Origin of the sequence: Chitinophaga ginsengisoli (genome assembly GCF_003014595.1) — a bacterium.
Taxonomy (GTDB): domain Bacteria; phylum Bacteroidota; class Bacteroidia; order Chitinophagales; family Chitinophagaceae; genus Chitinophaga; species Chitinophaga ginsengisoli.
This window is the reverse complement of sequence record NZ_PYGK01000015.1, coordinates 65,710-85,795: the sequence shown is the minus strand read 5'-3', so window position 1 is coordinate 85,795 and position 20,086 is coordinate 65,710. Positions and strand designations below refer to the sequence as shown.

The 20,086-nt window shown below is 47.6% G+C and carries 12 protein-coding genes; 3 read left to right on the top strand and 9 right to left on the bottom strand.

Annotated elements, in window-relative coordinates:
• Nucleotides 1-212: 212 nt before the first annotated feature.
• The gene (locus CLV42_RS26815) at nt 213-4,265 is read right to left on the bottom strand and encodes a glycosyl hydrolase family 95 catalytic domain-containing protein (protein WP_170117669.1); all 4,053 of its coding nucleotides are present in this window, start codon (nt 4,263-4,265) and stop codon (nt 213-215) included.
• A 199-nt stretch (nt 4,266-4,464) separates the two neighbouring features.
• Here CLV42_RS26815 and CLV42_RS26810 point away from each other — a divergent pair, with 199 nt between their 5' ends.
• Together CLV42_RS26810 and CLV42_RS26805 are read left to right on the top strand one after the other, a co-directional pair.
• Nucleotides 4,465-5,664 (top strand): ACT domain-containing protein, encoded by a 1,200-nt coding sequence (locus CLV42_RS26810; RefSeq protein WP_106605020.1) that lies wholly within the window; start codon nt 4,465-4,467, stop codon nt 5,662-5,664.
• Nucleotides 5,661-6,476, top strand: coding sequence for a peptidoglycan recognition protein family protein (locus CLV42_RS26805; RefSeq protein WP_106605019.1), 816 nt, complete (start codon nt 5,661-5,663; stop codon nt 6,474-6,476). The genes CLV42_RS26810 and CLV42_RS26805 overlap by 4 nt, the downstream gene beginning before the upstream one ends.
• 88 nt (nt 6,477-6,564) lie before the next feature.
• Here CLV42_RS26805 and CLV42_RS26800 read toward each other — a convergent pair whose 3' ends face one another.
• The 3 genes from CLV42_RS26800 to CLV42_RS26790 form a co-directional block, all read right to left on the bottom strand.
• A complete protein-coding gene (locus CLV42_RS26800) occupies nt 6,565-8,520 on the bottom strand; it encodes a KUP/HAK/KT family potassium transporter (protein WP_106605018.1) in 1,956 nt (651 codons plus the stop codon).
• 351 nt (nt 8,521-8,871) lie between these two features.
• A complete protein-coding gene (locus tag CLV42_RS26795; protein WP_106605103.1) occupies nt 8,872-9,471 on the bottom strand; it encodes a class I SAM-dependent DNA methyltransferase in 600 nt (199 codons plus the stop codon).
• A gap of 25 nt (nt 9,472-9,496) precedes the next feature.
• A complete protein-coding gene (locus CLV42_RS26790) occupies nt 9,497-10,393 on the bottom strand; it encodes a dienelactone hydrolase family protein (protein ID WP_106605017.1) in 897 nt (298 codons plus the stop codon).
• 212 nt (nt 10,394-10,605) lie between these two features.
• On the opposite strand from CLV42_RS26790, the gene CLV42_RS26785 reads away from it, so the two are divergent.
• On the top strand, nt 10,606-11,586 hold the full coding sequence (locus tag CLV42_RS26785; RefSeq protein ID WP_106605016.1) for a GlxA family transcriptional regulator: 981 nt from the start codon (nt 10,606-10,608) through the stop codon (nt 11,584-11,586).
• A 1-nt stretch (nt 11,587) separates the two neighbouring features.
• Here the strand turns inward: CLV42_RS26785 and CLV42_RS26780 are convergent, their stop codons facing one another.
• From CLV42_RS26780 to CLV42_RS26760, 5 genes are all read right to left on the bottom strand, one after another.
• Entirely contained in the window at nt 11,588-13,186 is a 1,599-nt protein-coding gene (locus CLV42_RS26780; protein WP_106605015.1) for a solute:sodium symporter family transporter, read from the bottom strand.
• A gap of 4 nt (nt 13,187-13,190) precedes the next feature.
• Nucleotides 13,191-14,210, bottom strand: a complete 1,020-nt coding sequence (locus CLV42_RS26775) for a GntR family transcriptional regulator (RefSeq protein ID WP_106605014.1) — start codon at nt 14,208-14,210, stop codon at nt 13,191-13,193.
• Nucleotides 14,211-14,245: 35 nt separating this feature from the next.
• Nucleotides 14,246-16,429, bottom strand: a complete 2,184-nt coding sequence (locus CLV42_RS26770; protein ID WP_106605013.1) for an alpha-galactosidase — start codon at nt 16,427-16,429, stop codon at nt 14,246-14,248.
• Nucleotides 16,430-16,449: 20 nt separating this feature from the next.
• On the bottom strand, nt 16,450-18,447 hold the full coding sequence (locus tag CLV42_RS26765) for an alpha-galactosidase (RefSeq protein ID WP_106605102.1): 1,998 nt from the start codon (nt 18,445-18,447) through the stop codon (nt 16,450-16,452).
• Between the two features lie 63 nt (nt 18,448-18,510).
• Nucleotides 18,511-20,076 (bottom strand): RagB/SusD family nutrient uptake outer membrane protein, encoded by a 1,566-nt coding sequence (locus tag CLV42_RS26760; RefSeq protein WP_106605012.1) that lies wholly within the window; start codon nt 20,074-20,076, stop codon nt 18,511-18,513.
• Nucleotides 20,077-20,086: the final 10 nt, after the last annotated feature.

Sequence of the window (20,086 nt, the reverse complement as noted above, 5' to 3'; positions counted from 1 at the left end):
GTTCAATAGCGACGCCCGACTTGCGTTCATTTGTTCACCCCATAAAAACTTTTAGATATAGCACTCCTTAATGTCGATCAATAACGCTGCTAACGTCTGAAATTGGTTGATAATGTTATCTATACGTACGAAATGTAGTTAATATTCAGGAGAAAAAGAAATAATATCAGCACGATTGATGATATTTCTGATAGCCCTGTCAAAGCAGTTATTTACTGTGCGGTGGCCAACTTGTTGTCGGCAATATCGATAAAACTACAGTCCTCCAGTTTTATGAGATCGTCTATTTTAAATGGTGCCCTGGATGTTTCAATAGTATTAGCGATGAGCTTCAGGTTCCCGGTACATTTTGCTGCCAGCAGCGCATCCTGCTGCAGGGCGAAGTAGTTGTCGGTTATCGCAATGTTGTTGTGTACTGCCGTCTTACAGATAATTTTATTTTCAGGATGGATGTTGATCACGGGTTCACCGCATCTGATAAAACGGTTGTTGCGGATGGTCATATCTTTTACCATGCCGGATTCATACCAGCCGGATGCATCGTCATTCACAAAGATGCCGCTCATATGTGTCCTGTCGAGCGTATTGTTTTCTATTACTACTTTTCTACGGGTAGTCATCAGTATACCTCTTGTTGGTATTCTGTTGATGGTGCTATGATGTACCCAGACCTCCGGCGTAGCCGTTATATTTTCAACCGCATCGAGCAGGCCAACAGCTTTGGAGATCTTGTTTTTCAGCGTCAGCTGGATATCCTTATCATTGAGTCGCTTAACACTGAGTACCTGGTTTTCTTCTATCGCCAATAGCGTTTCCGGACTAATAAAGGCAATACTATCTCCCGCGGCAAAGGCATTAAAGCCAAAGCTCTGCGGATGCATAAAACGGACCTGTATCTTATTAGCTGCAATGATATTGGCAATTTTCAGGTGTGTGCCGTGTACATTGATAGCATCATCGTTCGCCCCGGAGAGGTACGCGTTACTGATCTCTATCTTGCCACTACATCCGGAGAAATGCAGGATATCCGCCCAGGCAGCGCAGGTACGCCCGCTGTGCTCTGCAGGTCTGACGGTGATGCTGTCCATTTTTATCTGTCTGCAATACTGACTGACTACACCCATACCGTGCATGAAGTTGATGCGGATATTCTTTAGTTCGATGTTCTCACTGTATTGCAACAGGAAGCCTGCACAATCACGGGTTACGTCCCTGTTCTGGTAGATAGCGCCCGTGTCAAAGCCAGGATTCTTCCTGAAAGAAATCCGTACAGTACTATCCGGCAATAAAGTGAAGCGGGCGCCCTTCATATCAATGTCAGTACGCGACAGGTCGTTTGTTTGCGGATGCAGGACCTGCCAGTAATTCCCGGGCTGGTAACTCCAGCCTTCTCCTATCCAGGTAAGGGTACTATCATGGATACTGAATTTTGAGTCAGGATGTACTTTCACATCTACGTAGTCAGCGCCGCTGCCGGTCACTTTGAATTCAGACACAGTGGGGCGTTGGTAATCATAGCTACATCCATCCAGGGTAATATTCTGACTTTTGTTGACGAAGGTTTCTATCATTTTACCGTGCATGACAAATGCCGCTTCTTTTGCAGCCACCTGTACAAAGTTGCAGCTATCGAACATCAATGCGATAGCTTTCAGTTCAGCGGGTTTGTCGTTCGTATTGGAGATATGTAATGCTCGCTTCAATGCGGCATCGGGAAAGAGGTCATACCTGCCGGGGGCAAATTTCACCTTTACCGGTTGTGCATCGTTTCCTGCGCCCTTCAGCACTAAGGATTCGTGAAAGGCACCGGGTGCCAGTACTTCCACTATATCGCCGGGAGAGAGCTGCAATTGGTTCACCGGCAGGAATGTTTTCCATGCCTGTCCGGGTAGTATTCCACTATTGCGATCGTTTCCTTTAGCGGGGTCTATATAATAGGTTGTATTGCCGGGAGACACCTGTCTGTCTTTAAGAGCAGGATATAAAGATACCTGACTCACCGTGGACTCTCCGGCTTTGAAGGAGTAATATTCACCCTGCTTTGCTGTAAAGCTATACTGGTAACCATTAACAGTATGCTTCGCATCATATGTAACATGGGATTTTAACGGATTAGGAGCAATCAGTGTGCATGGACCATCGCTATTTGACCTGATCGACAGGCTTGTTATTTTTCCATCTTTCCACTTCATCTCTTCGATCAAAAAGTCTCCCCTGGCGCGGAGCCCATATACGCTACCTGTGCTCCATGCCTGCGGAAGGGCAGGCAGTAACTGAATCGCCCCTGTCTGGCTTTGTACCAGCATCTCTGCAACGGCGGCCGTATAACCGAAGTTACCGTCTATCTGGAACGGTGGATGCGCACAGAAAAGGTTATTATACAGTCCTCCTCCTTTATCATAATTTACGCTATCGTTACCTACGGGCCTGAAGAAGTTACGGAGTATCCTGTATGCATGATCACCGTCTTGCAGGCGCGCCCAGAAATTGATCTTCCAGGCCATTGACCAGCCAGTAGATTCATCACCCCGGGCGTTCAGGCTTACTTTTGCCGCCTTCGCCAGTTCCGGCGTTTGTGTAACACTTATCTGCCTGCCAGGATGCAATGCAAAAAGATGAGATACATGCCTGTGTTTATCATTGGGATCATCCCTGTCTGTTTCCCATTCCTGCAGCTGTCCCCATTTGCCGATCTTAGGTTTCAGGAGATGCTCACGCATATCCGCCACATGATTGCGATAGGCAATATCTATACGCAGGATATCAGCGGCTTCTATGTAGTTGGTAAAAAGATCGTAGACTATTTCCTGGTCGTGGGTAACGCCATCTTCAGTAGGCCCATGCTCGGGCGACCAGCCCATTGGCGCTACAAGCGTTCCATCAGGACGGCGTTTCAGATGATCATCCCAGAAGTTTACAATTTCTTTCAGTATAGGATAAGCGTAGTCTCTGAGATAGTTCACATCCCTGCTAAAAGCGTAGTACTCCCAGATGTCCTGTGCATACCAGGCGCTACCAGGTGTATTCCATTTAAAACTGGAGCCACCGAAGATGTTGTTTTCAGTTTTCACTGTCCACCCTCTTACACCGGGATATTCTTTCTGCGTACTTTCCTTTTTCACCTCACGCATACTGTTAATGTAATCGAGGTAAGGGATATGACATTCAGAAAGATTCACCGGTTCTGCCAGCCAGTAGTTCATCTGGATATTGATATTAGAGTGGTAGTCGCATCTCCAGGGAGGCGTATTACTTTCATTCCACAGGCCTTGCAGATTGGCAGGCAGGCCTCCCCGGCGGGAGGAGCTGATGAGGAGATATCTGCCGTATTGGAATAAGAGGGATTCCAGTTCAGGATCTGCTTTATCCCAGTTCTTTAATAAACGTTCAGCCGTGGGCAGTTTACTGATCGCCCCATCTGTTTTACCGAGCTTCAGTTCCACCCTCTTAAAAAGCCACTGATAGTCGAACATATGTTCTTCCAACAACTGGTAATAAGGCATACTAGCTGCTTTCAGCGCTGATTTTACATCAAGATCAGGTGTTCCACCTCTCCAATGCTGAGCGCGATTATTACTATAATCTGTTGCGGCAGCCAGGAATATTGTAAAACTGTTTGCATTCTTTATCCGGAGTACAGCCCCTCCTGTGGAATCCTGTTCAATCGCGAGAGCAGCACCTTCATTGGTAACTATCCTGGCGGCTGCCTCATAGGACAGGCCATTTTCCAATTTACCGGCTATAGTCAGGGTATTATCTGTGCCAGTTGTCCGGGCCTGATGCGCATCGCGGAGACGGATAGTAGCTGAATATGCACCACTCTTTTTGCCTTTATAGGTATAATTTAATACCATGAGTTTTTTGGGGAAGGAACAGAAATACTGGCGCCTAAAAGAAAGTCCGTTCATGGTATAGGTGATGTTCTGTACGGCAGTGCTGATATCCAGCTCCCTGCGGTAATCAGCTGGTACCGTCTTTACCGTATCCAATCCATCAAACTTAACAAACAGGTCTCCAAAAGCCTGATAAGCACCTGTTTCTTCCTCATCTCCTGTCCATAAACTCTGTTCGTTGAACTGTATATGCTCTTCTGCCAGTCCGCCGAATACCATACCTCCCATCCTACCATTCCCTATCGGGTAGGCATCCGCCATCCAGGTCCGGGCAGGCTTTGCCTCCCACAGTTGTAATCCTTTTATAGAGGACGGTACAGGCATTGGATCTGGCTTTGTCATTGACTTCCCTATCCCCAATAAGAGAAGCATCCAAAACGGTTTTGTCGTCAGCATCATCGAATCAGTTTTTATTAAGCGGGTGTATGAAAGAAATCGCCTGTCTACTCTCTAAAGTGGCAAGCGGTTCCTCAAAATAGTAAATGTTATGTCAAAGTAAAAAATACCAACTACTTGGTATTGCGGGCCGCATGCTAAAGAGATATATTTGAATTGTTTAAATACCCACAATATGTTTAACTCCGTTATCCTCGAAGTCGCAATCGGCATCATTTTCGTTTATGGCCTGGTAAGTATGATCTGTTCCGCTATCCGTGAAGGAATAGAAGCCATTACCAAGACCCGTGCCGCGTACCTGGAAAGGGGCATACGCGAATTACTGCACGACAAGGATGCCCAGAATATTGCGAGAAGCTTCTTCGAACATCCGATGGTGAACAGCCTGTTTACGTCTGATTATACACCCGGCAAAAACACCAAACAGCCGGGGTTGTTTGATCGGGGCAAGCACCTGCCATCCTATATTCCCTCCAAGAATTTTGCGCTGGCTTTAATGGACATTGCTGCGCGAGGCAGTAAGAATAACGCCGTTTCCAGTGATCCGAATTCCGTGGCAATGACAGTAGCCTCTATCCGGGCCAATATTCTGAATATCCAGAACATTCCTGTGCAACGGGCGATGCTGACGGCCCTGGACACTGCCCATGGAGATCTTGACCGCCTGCAGCAGAACCTGGAGAAGTGGTTCGATAGCAGTATGGACAGGATATCTGGCTGGTATAAACGCAGCACCCAATGGATCCTTTTCATTATCGGGCTGGTTGTTGCCGTCGGATTGAACATCAACACCATCAAGATTGCAGACTACCTGTACAGCAATGATGATGTGAGAAAATTAATTGTAGCGCAGGCAGAAAATGCGTCCAAAGATTCGACGTTCACCCAGCAATCTTACACAAAGGCCAGGACCGATCTGGACAATCTCCAATTACCGCTTGGCTGGGCTAATGGCATTAATCCCATAGCAGATGACAATACAGACAGTAACCCATGGAACAGTTTCTTTATATACGTGCTGGGGTGGTTGCTGACGGCATTTGCAGCAACACTTGGCGCGCCTTTCTGGTTTGATATGCTGAACAAGATCATGGTGATCAGAGGGACTGTCAAACCATCTGAAAAGAGTCCGGAAGAAGGCTCTGAAGACCGGCAAAACGACAAGCCCAATACGGTCACCATTCAAATGGCCGGAGCAAACGGCATGGCAGCTACCAACGCAGCCAAACCAAGCAACGGCAACGGAGCTGTGCCGGCTCCACAGGAAGGGGCTGTGACAGATCCGGAGAGTGACGTTGACACCTGTTTGCAGGAGACAGAAAGCATTACTTCAGATGAAGATTTACCACAAGCAGAAGGAGGAATTTCAAAATGATACGCGAACTAACATGGTTACCGGCAGTCCTTAAAAATGCCGGACTGAAAGTCGCCACCGTGGATGGATGGGAAGAAAGAGGCAGCACCATGGGAACGGTACTCGGCGTACTTTGTCATCATACTGCCGGCCCGAAGGGCGGCAACATGCCCAGCCTGAATACGCTTGTAAAAGGCACATCCAGGATACCCGGTCCTTTAGCACAGCTGGGACTGGGGAGAGATGGCACCTTCTATATAATAGCTGCCGGCAGATGCAATCACGCCGGATCAGGCATATGGAAAGGTATCACCAACGGCAACACGCATTTCATTGGTATTGAAGCAGAGAATACCGGACTGGCGAATGATTTTCCCTGGCCGGAAGTGCAGATAGATGCATATTGCCGTGGGGTTGCAGCCATCCTGAAACACATTGATAAGGATGCCAGTTTCTGTGCCGGGCATAAGGAGTACAGATTGCCGAAAGGGTTTAAGACGGATCCGGATTTTGACATGGACGAGTTCCGCAGGAGAGTTACTGATATTCTTAACGGTAATACGCCTCCTGTTTTAATTCCGGAGGAAGAGCAGGCTAATCCCGACGGTTCGCCGGGAAGAAAAACTATCCGGCGTGGCGACACGGGAGAGCTGGTGAGAATTATGCAGTCGAAACTTGGCCTCACACAGGATGGCGTGTTCGGTCCTAAAACGGAAGCTGCAGTCCGCCAGTTCCAACGGGACCATCAACTTGTTCCTGACGGGATAGTAGGGCCTAAATCGTGGAAAGCATTTGATGCTGCTCCCGCACCGGCGCAGCCTCAGCCTGCATGATGCCAGCAACAGCTTTTCCCTTCCCGTCATAAATAAAGAGGTGCCCGGTTCAGCAGACCCGGGCACCTCAAGTTAAATAGTCTAAACACTAATGCTCTCTCGTCAGGGTAATGTTCTCTGTTTTACCCAAAATCAGCGGCACCTGTTCTGTCACGACATTACTGTAATCCAGCCCGTAAGCCTTGGCATCCGGCAGACTTAATTTATCGAGTACAAAGTGCATTCTCATTACAATATTATCCCACAGGGAAAGATTATTTTCCACTGACAGGAAACTCTTTAATATCACAAAACGGAAATCCCCCAACAGGTTACCATCCTCCGGATCAAAGTATTTATTCATGATCGTTATTTCCTTATTCTTTACCATTTCATACACCACTTTTTTGAACAGGATATTGATCCGGGGTACGACCCTGAAACCGAGTCTGAAATTAATATGCACAACTTCCTCGTGCTCAATAATATGGGAAGTATAAGTAGCGGTATATGGTTTATCATCCACATGCACATGAACAAACCAATACAGGTCCGCCCTCTTTGGTTGCTGGTGCAGGATAGAAGCGATCACACGATCTTCCACTCTATCAGCCTTAATGGCACTGGTGAGATACACCAGGTGGGTAGAATATTTAGGTATATCGGTGTCATTACTGAGTTGTGTTAACACCGGAATATACTTCTTCAGCTCTACAAAGTTCAGGTACCTGGCTTTAAACATCCTGCCGGCATACCATATGTACATCACGCTGATCAATACAAGACCGATCAAGAGTGAGAGCCAGCCGCCGTGGGCAAACTTACTCAGGTTGGCTACCAGGAATGTTACTTCAATCCAGCTAAAGGTCAGGAACAACAGCGCAACAATAATGACGTGTACCCTTTGCGTATATAAGTAAACGCTCAATAAGATCGTCGTCATCAACATAGTCAAAGTAACAGACAGGCCGAAAGCGGCTTCCATGTTGGATGATTCTTTGAAATGCAACACCATGCCAATACAACCGAGCATCATCATCCAGTTGACTGCAGGTACATATACCTGTCCCTTCATATCGCTGGGGAACTCAATACGGAGCCTTGGCCAGACATTCAGTCTGATGGCTTCATTGAACAGGGTAAATGTACCGGAGAGTAAGGCCTGGCTGGCTATGATAGTAGCAGCAGTTGCGATCACAATACTGGGAACGAGGAACCATTCAGGTACCAGACCATAAAACGCATCCACCGCGGTCAGGTGCTGCCCTTCATACTTCAGCAGTAAGGCAGCTTCTCCGAAATAACACAGCAAGAGCGCTATTTTGATGAATATCCAGGCCACCTGTATATTGCGCCGGCCTACATGCCCCATATCTGCATACAAGGCTTCGGCCCCTGTTGTACACAGGAAGACGCCACCCAGTACCCACAAGCCGCCGGGGTAATTGACCACCAGCTGATAAGCATATAAAGGATTAATTGCTTTCAATACATAAAAATGGCCTGCCAGGTTACTGATTCCCAGAATGGCGATCATCCCGAACCAGATGACCATCGCAGGGCCAAAAAACACGCCGATACGGCTTGTACCTGATTGCTGTAACATGAACAGCACGATCAGGATGCCGATGGTGATAGGCATGATAGGAACATCAGGCTTAAGCACCCTTAAACCTTCAATAGCAGAAGTAACCGAAATAGGTGGTGTTATGAGACTGTCTGCAATCATGAAACTACCGCCGATGATAGCGGGCCATAATACCCACTTGCCATATCTCCGGATGAGTGCATACAGGGAGAAGATCCCTCCTTCCCCATGATTATCTGCCCGCATGGTGATAAAGACGTATTTCAGGGTTGTCTGAAAGAATAAAGTCCAGAAGATGGCAGACACCCCTCCCAGCACCAAAGCCTCAGAAATAGGCCTTCCCCCGATGATTGCTTTGAAAGTATAAAGAGGAGATGTCCCCAGATCTCCGAAAACAATACCTAACGCGAGTAGTACGCCGCCCCATTTAAAGCGGTCCGGAGCATGTTCACCGGCTTCACTGTGTGAGTTGTTCATAGTCCCGATAACAAATTATGATTTATGCATAAATGTACTATTCTGATTTCGGAAATTGTGTAAAAAGCTTAAAGGTAATTTACGCGAGTAGCTTCGGTGGGGTGTCGGTTTGGTGTTGTTTGCTGGTTTCGGTTTACGCTAAGTAGCTCCGGTTTCGGTTACGCTAAGTAGCTCCGGTTTCAGTATGGGATGTCGGTCGGCGCCTCTCTGGAATGCTATTTGGCGTTGCCAAGCGTATGGGGGTGGGATATCTATTGGGCAGCACCGGTCGTGTCACCGGAGAGCCGAAGGCCCGACATTCCCATCTGAAACCGCGTGCTACTTTCGCTCTCCCTATTATCGGTTATGTCGCTATCTCAGCTGTGCCATCCATACGGTTGCGCTACATTCGGGATCGTCTTCCTTGTATGACAGGATACGAAAACCGTGTTCTTCCAGCAGTGCCTGATACTGCGCTCTATCCAGGGATGCGTGGAACAGGTTTTCTCCTCCATTCTCACTCCAGGCCTCGCCATGCTCATTGCCTGAGGTAAATAAAAGGACGCCGTTCTTATTTAAATGTGATCTGAAAATACTAAACATAGCGGGCTGATCTTCAGCGGGTAGATGAAAGAAGCTATGCCAGGCAATCAGTGCATCAAATTTTCTGTTGAGTGACAATTTGCGCATATCAGACAAGATGAAATCTGCGGACGGAAAATGCTGCTGTGCAATTTCCAGTATACGATAACTTGCGTCTACTCCTGTGATGTGTAGTCCCTGTTCCAGGAGATATACCATTATAGGTACTCCCGTACCACAGCCCAGGTCCAATACAGCTGCTTCTTTACCCACGATGTCGATGAGCTTATCGAGGTAAGCTTTTTCCATCAGGTGGCGCGAACGGTTTTCATCAAACCATCCCGCGATGATATTGTATGTTTCAAAAGCGTTGTGTTTCCTGTTCTCCATGATTTTCATGCATCATCGATGTTGGTTAGACGCTTAAAACCTTTGTAAAAAATGCTATCGTGCGTTTCCAGGCTAGTTCTGCTGCGGCCTTGTCATAACGAGGAGTTGTATCATTATTAAAGCCATGGTTTACGCCCGGATAGATGTAAGCCGTGTACTGCTTATTATTCTCTTTCAGCGCTGCTTCATAGGCCGGCCATCCTTCGTTCACGTGAGTATCGAGTTCGGCATAGTGCAGGAGCAATGGCGCTTTTATCTGCGGTACCTGCTCCTTTGCTGGTTGTCCTCCGTAATAAGGTACAGCCCCTGCCAGATCGGGTATGCGGACTGCCATCATATTGGCTATCCAGCCACCAAAACAGAAGCCCACTACGGCGACTTTTCCGTTACAGTCGGGGTGGCTTTTCAGGTATTCAAAAGCCGCTATGAAGTCTTCCAGCATGCTGTTCCTGTCCCGCTGACTTTGTAATTCACGGCCCTTGTCGTCGCTACCCGGATAGCCGCCCAAAGGTGTCAAAGCATCCGGCGCAATAGAAACAAATCCCGCCAGGGCGACCCTTCTGGCCACATCTTCAATGTGCGGGTTCAGTCCCCGGTTTTCATGCACGACAACAACACCTCCCAACTTCTTTGTAGCGCCATCAGGTTTGGACAACAGGGCTTTCATTTTTCCACCACCCTTGTCGGAGTTGTAATAAATATATTCGGATTTCAGACGCGGATCATCGGCCTTTATCTGAATGGAATCCTGGTAGTCAGGCATGAGGAAACTCATCAGAGACGTGACGGTAAGTCCGCCGACGGCGTAGACGGAGAGTTTTTCTATAAACTCACGTCGGTTTACCCTGCTATGTGCATAGTCATCATAAAGGTCGAATACTTCCTGTTTGATGTCTTCTTTTTTGATTTCGTTTGGGTTCATATGGATTGGATGTTTGTATTTAAAATTAATGATAAAAACGGGAATATAGGGGGCGGGGTTGTCACCGTTCCCCGGGGTTGCCACCCCGCGCTACAAACAATGGGACTCCTAAAGGAGTCCATCGATGTTTTGTTCCGTTTGCGTTTTGTTCCGTTTTGTGTTTTGTTACCGATTCAGACAATGTAAATTTCTATATTTGGTAAAAGTTTTTCATGAAACATCTTACCATCATCGTTCCTGAGGGAGAGAACAACCTGAGCAGCATCGTTGGCGCTTATAAGATCTTTACGCGCGCCAATGAGTATTGGAAAGGGACTGGTAAAAAGGAGTTGTTTAAGATCGAACTGGCTGGCATTTCAAAAGAAGTGGATTTCTATGGCGGCTTGTTTACGGTAAAGCCGCATACCCATATTTCCGCTATCGCTAAGACTGATCTCATTATCATTCCTTCCCTGAACCACAATTATGAGAAGGCGGTGAAAGGGAATCAACTGTTGATTGACTGGATTGCGCAACAATATAAAGGCGGTGCGGAAATAGCCAGTATCTGTACGGGGGCTTTCATGCTGGCATCTTCAGGATTATTGGATGGAAAAAACTGTTCTACACACTGGGCCGCAGCAGATAGTTTCAGGACTCTGTTCCCGGAAGTGCATCTCCAGGCAGATAAACTGATCACTGATGAAAATGGTATCTATACGAATGGAGGCGCTTATTCTTTCCTCAACCTGATCATTTACCTTGTAGAGAAGTATTACGACAGACAAACAGCTATCTATTGCGCCAAGGTATTTCAAATTGATATTGACAGACAGGCCCAGTCGGCATTTACCATATTTACAGGCCAGAAACGGCATGGAGATGAAATGATCAAGGAAGCACAGGCATATATCGAGAATAATCTGCAGGAGAAAATAAGTGTGGAAGACCTGTCTTCCAGGTTTGCTATTGGCCGGCGGAACTTCGACAGGAGGTTCATCAAGGCGACTGGCAATACACCTGTTGAGTACTCACAAAGAGTACGAATTGAGTCGGCTAAAAAAGCGTTTGAGAATACACGGAAGACCATCAACGAGGTGATGTATGAAGTCGGTTACGCTGACATAAAAGCCTTCAGAGAAGTATTCAGGAAAATCACGGGCATGTCGCCACTGGAGTATAGAAATAAATACAATAAGGAGGCCCTGGTTTAAATTACTCCGCCAGGCCCAGTGGCGAAAAGACCACAAACAGTGCTACCATCGCCAGTAAGAGCAGCACGGTATATACATGCCGTCTTTTCCATGGCCGGAGATCCACGATGTTGTTCCATTGCTGTACAAAGGGCTCTTTGCGCGGGTACAAGGTGCCTATCAATAACATCAGCAATACTGTCGCTACGAATAAGATAGCGAGTACATGCAGGAAATGCAAGCCGGTATCTACCAACAGCTGTGACACCGAATAGGTGATAATGAAAAAGGTCAGTCCGATCTTGGCGGCTATAGCGGGCATACGTTTATGCAACAGACCTACTACCAGGATGGTAAAGATAGGCACACTGAATAAACCACTTACCTTTTGGATATAGGTGTACAAACCCTGCTGTGCAAAGACAATGAAAGGTGCAATGAACATAGCCAACAGACAGACCAGTAGTTCAAAACGTTTGCTGACCCGTACTACCTGCCGTTCGCTTACGGCTTCCTGTCGCCATTCCTTGAATGGTTTGTACAGATTCAGTACAAACAGGGTGCTGGTGCTGTTTAATCCTGCGTTGAAGGTAGTCAGCGCAGCCCCAAAAGTGATGGCAGCTATAAAGCCTGTGAGTACCGGAGAACAGACATCACTGACAATCCTGGGAAATACTTCTGCTGTATTATCGAGATGTGGGTAGAGCATCACAGCTATCAGGCCGGGAATATTCAGCAGTAAGGGCGAGATGATCTTACCTACACAAGCGACCGCAATCCCTTTCTGACTTTCAGCCAGGCTGCGGGAGGCCAGGGCCTGTTGTACGATGTATTGTTCCGTACCCCAATAATAGAGGTTTACCAGGAACATGCCGGTGAAGATAGTGGGAAATGGTACCGCATCTTTTGCGCTGCCTATGGCATTAAAATGGTCTCTACGTGCAGCTAGCAGCAGATCCAGACCTGTGTTTACAGAACCATGCCCAAGGTACTTCAGCGCTACATAAGGCAGCAGTATGCCTCCTGCGAACATCCCCACACCCAGCACGGTATCTGAAATAGCTACGGCCTTCAATCCTCCCAGCACGGTGTAAAGGCAACCGATCAATCCTATAAGCCAGACCAGTATCCAGATGGTGGCCCAGTAACTGATATGCAGCGCATTCGATAAACCAAAGAGGCCATTAAAGGCAATAGCGCCACTGTATAACACAGAAGGCAGCATGTTGACGATATAACTGATCAGGAAGATAACCGATACGAAACGTTTGGTACCAATATCATAACGTTCTTCCAGGAAGTCCGGCGTAGTGGAAATACCGCTGCGCAGGTAGACCGGCATAATAAGCTCAGACACGATCAGCATGGCCAATACGGAAGATATGCCCCAGGCCATTACACTCATGTTGTTGGTGTATACCAGTTCATTCTCTCCGATAAATTGTACAGCGCTGATGTTGGTAAAGAAGAGGGCGCCCCCGACTACCAGGAATCCCAGGTTGCGGTTGGCGAAAAACAGTCCGGCAGCAGTCTGCAGATTCTCTTTCCGGGTTTTATACCAGGAGATGACTGCCACCAGGATGGTAAACAGAAGGAAACTCAATAAGGCCCCAACATTCATATGATCAAAGCGAGTTACGTCTGATCAGCTTCGTGGGCAGTACTTCATGTACCGCCTCCCGGCTCAGCACTGCCTGGGCAGCGCGTTTCCCCATATCATTGAAGCTGACAGAATACGTGGTAATACCATTGCCGACGAGCTCTTTTACCGGCTCATCATTATGCGAAAGTATACCAATATCTTTTCCCGGTTTTATTTTTTTCGCAGTGCAATCCCTCAGAAGGTTCCAGAGTTCTGCGTTGTCGTTAATATAGTACACAACACCCTTCTCTACAGAGCCTGGTTCGTAGCTCCGTAACACCTGCCCCTTGATATGATGTGCTTTAATGAACCGCTGGAAGGACTTAACTATCTCTGGCGGGAACAGCGAGTCCGGATTATGAAAGAACAACATCTTATCGAACTTCTTTATCACCGTAGCCAGTTGTTCAAAGATAGCATAAGAGGATTGCTCAAATTCCTGTACGACATACTGGAAATCTCCCTCCAGCGGTTCATAACGGTCGAACATCAGGAGCTTCTGACGCGGTATTGTGTTCAGCAGCTCTCTTGTGCGGGGATGATGAATAGGCGAAATAACGTACATTCCATAATGGCGGTTCCTTACCATGGAGAATACGGTTTCGAAAACATCTATGTTGCCATGGTGGAAGAATACGTCCAGGTGCACGTTGGCGCCCAGTTCGTTCCGGAAGCTCTTGTAGAACTGCTCCTGGAAAGTATCGATCGTATACATGAGCAATGCCACCTTGAGCGACTGCTGGGTATTATCGTCGGAGACAAAATACCCCAGCCGGTTCTTGGATTCAATGAGACCTCTGTTTTGCAACTCGCGGTAGCCCTTGATCACAGTTTCCCGGGCATAGCCCAGGCTGGAGATCATGGCGTTCACTGAAGGCAAAGCATCGCCTACAGTGATGATCTTCTCATTGATAGCATTGACGATCCCTTCTACAAAGCGCTCATGCTTGGAGTATGAAGGTATTTCGTCGAGCTCCTGTATCTTTTCAAAAATCGTATTCATTCCAACAGGTTGAATTTTCTTTTAGTGCTTCCCAGCTATTCTACAGCTTCCAACTCCAATATACGACTATGTAATTTAATTGTCGTAAATACATCTAATCCTACTTTCATCAGGTAATCACCAGAATAGACCTTGCCATTGAACGCTTCATCAGGATTTTGTCCTGGCATCAGATTGATCTCTTTCACACGGTACTTCGCTGCCGGATTCAAGCCTTCGCACTGTACTGCCAGTATGTTTTCTCCGAAGCGGGGATGCACATCATATGCATACAGGACCGCCTGTTTTTTTGATTCGCTTACATACATGGTCGCAGTATGATTTCCTTCGTATGGGGAAACAAGTCGGTACTGGTCGCCGCTGAAATTAATGCTTTTTATCCGGTTATATGTAGCTACTGCTGACTGGCAGAAAGTCTGTTCATCCTTAGGCAGCTCTTTTATGTTGAGATCAAAGCCCAGTTTGCACTGCATAGCCACGTCCACACGGAACTTGATGCTGGCATCATGATTCCAGCTGGTAACGTGGGCAGCAATAGACTTAGCAGGGAAGAACTGGGAATAGCCCCACTGGATAAACAGACGCTCTATCGGATCTGTATTATCGCTGGGCCAGAATTCAGTGAAGTAACGCAGGCCTTCGTAGTCTGTACGACCACCACCACCGGAGCAAAGCATCATCGGCAGATTCGGATACTTCGCCTTAATGCGGTCCAGCACTTTATACAAACCACGAACGTAGTCAATATACAGGTTATTCTGCCTGTCTTTCAGGTAAGGCGAATAGATGTTGGTGATCGGGCTGTTACAATCCCATTTCAGGTAAGCCAGCTGCGGATTCTCTGTCATGAGATGATCTACAACGCCGAATACATGATCCTGTACTGCCGGATTGCTGAGGTCAAGTACCAGCTGGTTACGGAAGTAGTAAGGCTCCCGGTTAGGCAACAGGATCACCCAATCAGGATGTTTCTCAAACAGCTCACTTTTAGCACTTACCATTTCCGGTTCTATCCAGATGCCGAATTTCACGCCGGTTTTGGTGGCTGCCTTTACCAGTGCAGGTACGCCATTAGGCAGTTTGTTCGCGGTTGGCTGCCAGTCGCCTAAGCCCTGGGTATCACTGTGACGGGGATATTTGTTACCAAACCAGCCATCATCCAGCAGGAACATGTCCGTACCCAGGTATTTTGTTTCTTCAATCAGTCCTTCCAGTTTGGTTTCATTGAAATCAAAGCCGGTGGATTCCCAGTTGTTCAGCAGGGTGAGGCGATCGCCGTTACCATCTTTCAGCTGATAGTTACGTGCCCAACGGTGCAGATCACGGCTGCCTTCACCTGTACCCTGATTGCTCAGCGTGAAGATGAAAGAAGGCGTAGTAAACACCTTTCCAGGATCCAATGTATAATCTGATGCGAAAGGATTGATGCCGGAGATAACACGCAGGTTGTTCTCATTATCTACCTCAAAGGTGAAGCGAAAGTTGCCGGTCCAGGCGAGGGTCCCCATCAGTACCTGCCCTTCATTTTCACGGGGCGCTTCACCCAGGCCTACGGTAAAGAAGGGCGATACGTGCATATCAGCCCTGGCGCCCAGTTTAGTGTCGACTTCCTTTTTACCGAAGTTCAGCTGGGTAGTGCTCATATTCACTTCCTTTGCCCAGTCGCCGCTGAACTCAGTCAGGAAATATTTAGCGCGTTTCCAGTACAGCATAGACGATGCATAGCGGCTGATATTCACCGGTTGCTTTTCGTTATGGCTGATCTCCGTCCATGACTGGATGATATTATCCTTTGCATAGGCCCGGTAGTACAGTTTCACCTGTACAGGGTACAGTGGATCTTTTAATGTGATCACGGTCTCAGTAACACCCTCCGCTACTTTCTTCTCATTGTGCGACACATACTGTAATACCGTAGCCAGATTGCCATCGTTGTGCCTGATGCCAAAGGCTGGCTCGAAGTAAGTTTCTGTACCGGACACCGGGTACACTTCCCATGCCTGTCCATCATTCTTAGCCTTCATCTTCGCTGTCAGGTTCGCATAGTCGTCCGGAGATGACAGACGTGGCCCCAGGTACAATTGAAAGAGCCGGCCGTTCTGAGCGGTCTGCAATACGAGTTCTGTTTCATTGGTGGAGATATGAATCGTCTCCGCCTGTACTGCTGTAAGGGTTACAACAACCAGGAAAAACAAAATGGATAATATCTTCTTCCTCATTGATACAATTTATTGCTTGCTTATTTGCTATTGATTTTCAAAAAACGAACATCTTTTGCCGGGATACTGATAGTGCCGGCGGCGTCAATATCTGTATGCGACCAGAGATCACGTACTGTATAACGCTTGTTTAAATTAAGTCCCAGTCTTTCCAGTGGCAGCTGTATGTTACGGGCGTTTTCTGTGTAGTTGAAAACGGCGTAATAAGTATTGCCCTTCGCATCTGTAAAGGTGAACTGGTCTTCGGAGCGCACTCCGGTTCCCTCAACCGGACGGAAGCTATGCCCCATAGCAGCCCCGTTCACTTCTGCATTAGTCAGGAACTGTTTAGCTTTCGCTTTTCCTTCTTCGCTACCTCCTTTACTAAAGTCATCACCGGAAATAAACAGTCCGGTGATGACAGCAGAAGTAACACGGGCGCGGTTCTCCCCTTCTGAAGCCTGCTGCAGCACCACATGATCTGCATCATTGAACCGATAGATCTTATTGATCCACCAGCCATAGGAAACCGCATTGAGGGTGTACTCAGTATCCCTGATCTTGTTCCAGGCGTCGCAGGCTATACGACGGGATTGGGCATACTGAGCAGGAAATATAGGCGCAATGGAGAGGTTGATATACATATCGCCGAAGTATTTATCCAGCAATTGCATACCATAGTTATACGCCGCTATACCGGACTTAATTCCGGGATTATACCATTTATCTGCGTTAATAGCGCCATGCGCCATAAAGTCAACTTTTACGTATTGGAAGCCGCAACGGTGAAAGAGAGCAGACACTTTCTTCATACGCTCTTCAATAGCCGGATGCGTGGGATCTATAGCATAGGCGCCATCCAGGTCCTGCGGCTGGCCATTGGCATACAGGTAAACGTCTTTGAATTTATACTGTGGTGCTTCCTTTATGTCAGACTCCGGACGTTTGCCCCAATCGGTGAATGGCGTCCAGTAAATGCCTGCCATCTGGCCATTGGCTTTACAGTGCTTTACGAAATCCTTCAACTGCTCTTCCGTGAAACGGTCCCAGCCTGAGTCCAGTCCTATTACCAGTTCTCCGTCGCCATTCACGAAATGGTTTGGCTGCAGATTTTCATGGAAGAAATCTGACACTTCCAGTGCCTTCTCATAACTGATATTGAACTGTAATACACCCCAGCTATTCCATCCCATGGGCAGGGCCTTTTTCCAGGCTCTTGGAGGAGTGATGGTCGCATTAGCGGCACCATAAGCCTCCATACCTGCACGCCAGTCGTTGAATACACCGAGCATTACTTTAGGTGATCTGATGAGATGACCTTCACGCGCGCCATGCGGTACGATGTCGCGGGTGGTGGAATCTGCAATACCTCCAAAGCAGGTCAATGTATAAGCAGCGCCTTCTTTATTCATGATCACGGCTGATTTCCAGAAATCATGTTCTACCGAACCCACTACTACCCCTTTGCGGCTATTGCCATTGAAGACGGCCGTGGCTTCATAGCTGGTAAGCGTAGTAAAGTCCAGCGGGTGAGATTGAAAACGGATCCATTTATCATTATCAAAAGGGATGAACAGCGCACGTCTGTCGCCGTTACCCAATACGTTTGACACATCCCCCAGATTCACCGGCGCCATGTAGTTGGATGCGATGTTGCCGGAAGCTGCTTCCAGCGTAAAGTCGGTAAGCAGGTAGTCTTTGCCGGGATACTGGTAGAATGATTGTACCAATGTTGGTAGTTGATCATCCTTATAAGTTACCTGGACCACGGCCCCTTTACCGAATGCATCCTTCAATGATCTCACTGACTGTATGCCACCGGCATAATCCTTTGTAGTGATCAGCTTCCCGTTCCATTTATAAGAAGCATACAACTGAAAATCGACGTCACCTACTGCTCTTGTAAGATGCAGGGTTTTACTGTTTTTATCGTACACGATCTTCCAGTCGGCGGGCGTAGCAGCATGAACTACGCTCCCCCATAAAAGTGCGGCCACTGCGAGTAGCATGTGCGGAGCAATTCCTAGTATCTTCCTCATAATAAAGATAAAAGCAGGTCCGCTGCCTGTAATCAGCGGACCTGCCCCATTTAAAAGTGACAATTAATGATAGCCTTCATTCTGATCAGCAGGTGTAATATCGCCATTCAGTTTCATTTCTGTATCCGGAATCGGTAACAGTACATTGAAAGCCTGGATGGTTCCTGACTGTTTTGTCCATTTGTTACGTGCCTTCACATACTCCACATACTTACCGGTACGGATCAGGTCTATACGGCGCCAGTCTTCTGCAAACAGTTCACGCATACGCTCGTCCATGATCGCTGTACGGAAAGCATCCTGCCCCATAGTCGTCCATTTCCTGTTGTCAGGCAAAGTACCACCCCATGCACGTGCACGTACCTCATTTACCACATTCACCGCTTCCGCTGTACGGCTCAGTTCATTGAGACATTCCGCATAACACAGTTTAATATCCGCCAGGCGTAATACCGGAATGTTCTTACCGGAGTTCCACATGTTATTGATCTTGTTATCTGCATGTTTGTCTGTACGGAAGTCTTCATATTTCTTTACGTGCGGCATCAGCTCATCGTAATCATTACCCAGGTCTTCCCATTTGAGCGGGTCCAGGTTAGGCGTCTGACCATAGTAGGTGAAATCGTAGCGGATAGCTTCAAACCTGCGCTGGTCGCCTGGTTCCCAGATACCACCGCTATCTACAGAAGAATAGGCATACTGAGTAGGTACGATCTTATCGTATCCGGAATAGTAGCAACCATCTCCGAAGAATGCCTGTACAGCACGGGAACCTATCTGGAACTGGATCTTGTTATTGTTCGGATACACAGGGCCGAACTGGAATTCCAGGATGGCTTCTGCTGTATTTGGCGTGTTGTAGTCCCACAGATTTTTATAAGGCACCAGGGAATAATCGCCCATCATCTTTTCAAAGCAGTTGGCTGCTTTAGAGAAATCACGCAGCCCTGTGCTTACGGGAGCGGACATATAAGCCTTACCCAGCATCGCCCATGCAGCACCGGCCGTAGCACGTCCGGCATCGTTGGTCTTAGGACAATTATCCGCAGCGCGTTGCAGGTCGGCGATAATGAATGTCCATACATCTTTCAATGGCTGACGGTGGAAACCTAATGCAGCTTCATGGTCCAGGTCACGAATAGGAATTTCACCCCAGTACATGGCTAGCTGGAAATCCAGAAAACCACGTATAAAGGAAGCTTCACCCACCAATTTCGCTTCACGGGAGCCAGGGGTAACAGGCGATGAGCTCAAGCCTTTGATGATCCTTGCAGCTTCATTCACAATAGGCCAACGAATACCCCACTGGTTAGAGAGGTGTGCCAATGTGGAGTTGAGGTTACCGTCGTAGCGGTCCAACCCTCCTTTAGCAGCATCGCTCTTCATTTGCAAGGCACCCTGCTGGATTTCGTCAGTACCCATCATCATGATGAGTCCCTGTTCATCGGTACGCACAGCTTTCCAGCTTGCGTAAGCACCTTTCAGACTTGTTTCTACCAGGTTCACGTCGGAGTATACCTGACTTTCATCCAGCTTGGTCACACTCTTCTCATCGAGGAAGTTGCTACAGGAAGCAGAGAACATTGCGTATCCCGCTACCAGGCTCCATGTTAATATATTGCGTTTCATAATGATCTAA

Coding starts and splice junctions, on each gene's coding strand:
- CLV42_RS26815 (WP_170117669.1), bottom strand. CDS start 4,265: ATGCTTCTCTTATTGGGGATAGGGAAGTCAATGACAAAGCCAGATCCA.
- CLV42_RS26810 (WP_106605020.1), top strand. CDS start 4,465: ATGTTTAACTCCGTTATCCTCGAAGTCGCAATCGGCATCATTTTCGTT.
- CLV42_RS26805 (WP_106605019.1), top strand. CDS start 5,661: ATGATACGCGAACTAACATGGTTACCGGCAGTCCTTAAAAATGCCGGA.
- CLV42_RS26800 (WP_106605018.1), bottom strand. CDS start 8,520: ATGAACAACTCACACAGTGAAGCCGGTGAACATGCTCCGGACCGCTTT.
- CLV42_RS26795 (WP_106605103.1), bottom strand. CDS start 9,471: ATGGAGAACAGGAAACACAACGCTTTTGAAACATACAATATCATCGCG.
- CLV42_RS26790 (WP_106605017.1), bottom strand. CDS start 10,393: ATGAACCCAAACGAAATCAAAAAAGAAGACATCAAACAGGAAGTATTC.
- CLV42_RS26785 (WP_106605016.1), top strand. CDS start 10,606: ATGAAACATCTTACCATCATCGTTCCTGAGGGAGAGAACAACCTGAGC.
- CLV42_RS26780 (WP_106605015.1), bottom strand. CDS start 13,186: ATGAATGTTGGGGCCTTATTGAGTTTCCTTCTGTTTACCATCCTGGTG.
- CLV42_RS26775 (WP_106605014.1), bottom strand. CDS start 14,210: ATGAATACGATTTTTGAAAAGATACAGGAGCTCGACGAAATACCTTCA.
- CLV42_RS26770 (WP_106605013.1), bottom strand. CDS start 16,429: ATGAGGAAGAAGATATTATCCATTTTGTTTTTCCTGGTTGTTGTAACC.
- CLV42_RS26765 (WP_106605102.1), bottom strand. CDS start 18,447: ATGAGGAAGATACTAGGAATTGCTCCGCACATGCTACTCGCAGTGGCC.
- CLV42_RS26760 (WP_106605012.1), bottom strand. CDS start 20,076: ATGAAACGCAATATATTAACATGGAGCCTGGTAGCGGGATACGCAATG.